Origin of the sequence: uncultured Dialister sp. (assembly GCF_900541605.1) — a bacterium.
In the GTDB taxonomy this organism is placed as follows: Bacteria; Bacillota; Negativicutes; order Veillonellales; family Dialisteraceae; genus Dialister.
This window is the reverse complement of the sequence record NZ_UQKJ01000196.1, coordinates 1-2,469: the sequence shown is the minus strand read 5'-3', so window position 1 is coordinate 2,469 and position 2,469 is coordinate 1. Positions and strand designations below refer to the sequence as shown.

2 protein-coding genes are annotated in these 2,469 nt (G+C 54.4%); one reads left to right on the top strand and one right to left on the bottom strand.

Features of this window, described 5'->3' with window-relative positions; genetic code table 11:
• Nucleotides 1–76: 76 nt before the first annotated feature.
• Nucleotides 77–1,405, bottom strand: coding sequence for an MATE family efflux transporter (locus tag QZR21_RS08980; RefSeq protein ID WP_296096620.1), 1,329 nt, complete (start codon nucleotides 1,403–1,405; stop codon nucleotides 77–79).
• A 109-nt stretch (nucleotides 1,406–1,514) separates the two neighbouring features.
• Between QZR21_RS08980 and QZR21_RS08975 the strand changes: the two genes are divergently transcribed.
• Nucleotides 1,515–2,402, top strand: coding sequence for a LysR family transcriptional regulator (locus tag QZR21_RS08975; RefSeq protein WP_296975028.1), 888 nt, complete (start codon nucleotides 1,515–1,517; stop codon nucleotides 2,400–2,402).
• Nucleotides 2,403–2,469 lie beyond the last annotated feature (67 nt).

The window sequence follows — 2,469 nt, the reverse complement described above, 5'->3', positions numbered from 1 at the left end:
AAGCCCCGCACGAATGACTCTATCCATCAGCACCTCTCCAACAGCTCGACAAACCACAATTGGCGGGAATCGCTTTTTATGCACTTCTCCTCAGTACCCTCCAGCAGCTTCCGAGCATGAGGAGTCCCATGAGAACCCAGGAAATGGGGAAGACCACGTAGAGTACCCGGATATCATGGAACTGGGCAAAGACCGTCAAAATCCAGAAAATTCGCAGGACACAGGTACCGAGGATTGTCCAAAGGGCGGGGAGCGTGGAGTGGCCCAGGCCCCGGAGAAATCCGGCAGGGACTTCAATGAAGCTGCATAGCGGCTCCAGTATGACGATAATCAGGAAACGGACACTGGCTGCTTTGATAATAGCGGGATCCGGGGAAAACAGGCCCGCCGAAAGGGGATAAAAAAGGGAGGCCGGAATATTGATGGTAAATCCGCCGATGAGGGAGAGCAGCAGGCAGTCTTTGGCGGTTTCAAGGCAGCGTTTCAGGTTACCGGCACCCCAGTTCTGGCTTACAAAGGTGGTAGCGGTCTGCCCGAAGGCAGTGATGAGGTAGTAGGTGAAATACTCGTAATTCAGGGCAATCGTATTTCCTGCCACCACCGTGGTACCGAAGGTATTGACGGCGGCCTGGACGAAAATATTGGCCAGGCAGAAAACGGCGCCCTGCAGAGCGGCGGGAATACCGATGGTAAGAATCCGGGAAACCGATGGTCCGTGAAGGGTGAGCCTGCCCATACGGAAACGGAATGGCCCCTCTTCTCCCGCCAGCCGATAGACTACGAAGACGGCGGAAAGGGCGGTGGCGATATCTGTGGCAATGGCAACTCCCGCCACGTCCATATGGAAAAGGATGACAAAAACCAGGTTCAGTACCACATTGACTACGCCTGCTGCCAGAAGGATAAGGAAAGGACTTCGGCTGTCTCCATGGCTCCGGAGAATGGCGGAGCCGAAATCGTAAATCAAGAGGAAGGGATATCCCAGGAAGTAAAGCTTCAGGTATACCGATGCCAGATGGAAAATGGAGGACGGTGTATCGATGAGCCGGAGCAGGGGGTCTGCCACAAGGAGCCCTGCTATCATGCCAAGGACCCCCGCCAGGAGAGCCAGGCAGAGGGAAGAATGGACGGCCAGGGAAATGCCGCTTTCATTTTTCCGGCCGATGGCATTGGCAATAAGCACATTGCTGCCGATGGCAAGGCCTCCGGACAGGCAGATGAAGAAGGCAATGAGTTCCCCGTTGATACCCACAGCGGCCAGGGCATTGGCGTCAGCAAAGCGGCCCACCACGGCGGTGTCTGCAGCGTTGAAGAGCTGCTGGATCATGCCGGAAAGGGCAATGGGGATAGCAAAGGCAATGATATTCCGGACCAGTGGTCCTTCTGTCATTCGTACGGCTTTCATAGGTCTATTCCTCCTGTCTGGGGAATATGATATCATACAACTAAACCATGTGAAAAACGAATATTTCTCATGAATTACATGAGGATTTCGAATGCAAGGAGGACCGGTCATGATTGATGGAAACCTGCAGAAATATATGGCCTTTGTGAAAACCGTGGAACTGGGAAGCTTTTCCCGGGCGGCGGAGGCGCTGGATTATTCCCAGTCCGGCATCAGCCGCATGATCCACGATCTGGAGAAAGAATGGAACCTGATTCTGCTGGAAAGAGACAGAACCGGCGTACGCCTGACTTCCGACGGCCTTCGGCTCCTGCCCTACGCAGAAAATTTATGCCGCGCTTCGTTCGACCTGGAGCAGCAGGTGAGTGAAGTGAAGGGTCTTGAACAGGGCATCGTCCGGATTGCCGCGTTTTCCAGTGTCGCCTCCAATTGGCTTCCTTCGGTAATCCAGTCTTTCCAGAAAGATTACCCCGGCATCGATTATGAAATACTTCTGGGAGACTATGGGGAAATTGAAGACTGGGTCTACAGCGGCCGGGTGGACTGTGGCCTTACCTGCATGGCGCCGGAAAAGAAAATGGATACCCGCTTCCTGGCCCGGGATGAGCTGGTGGTCATTCTCCCGGAGGGACACCGGCTCTGCCAACTTTCGTCCATTCCGGTGAAATGCCTGTCAGAGGAGCCCTTCCTTCTCCTGGAAAAGGGGGGCCGGGGCGAAGTACCGGACATTCTGGAAGCCTGCCATATCCATCCAAAGGTACGGGTCACCACCTGGGACGATGCCACCATGATGGCCATGGTAGAAAAAGGACTGGGCATCAGCATGGAGCCCCGGCTGGTCCTCCGGCGTCAGGCTTACCACATTGCCATCCGCTCCCTGAAAGAAAAGGCGTATCGGAATATCAGTCTCCTCATAAAAGATAAAAGGACAGCCTCTGCCGCAGCCCGGCGGTTCATGGACTACCTTGTGGATTTCGTAGCCCGTTTGCCGGAGTAAAATACCTGAAGCAGTATGTATGAGGCTGTGATATTTCAGTTTGTCGAGCTGTTGGTATTCGGTGTTG

What these genes read in the sequence shown, in the direction of transcription:
- QZR21_RS08980 (WP_296096620.1), bottom strand. Translation starts at nt 1,405, where the DNA reads ATGAAAGCCGTACGAATGACAGAAGGACCACTGGTCCGGAATATCATT.
- QZR21_RS08975 (WP_296975028.1), top strand. Translation starts at nt 1,515, where the DNA reads ATGATTGATGGAAACCTGCAGAAATATATGGCCTTTGTGAAAACCGTG.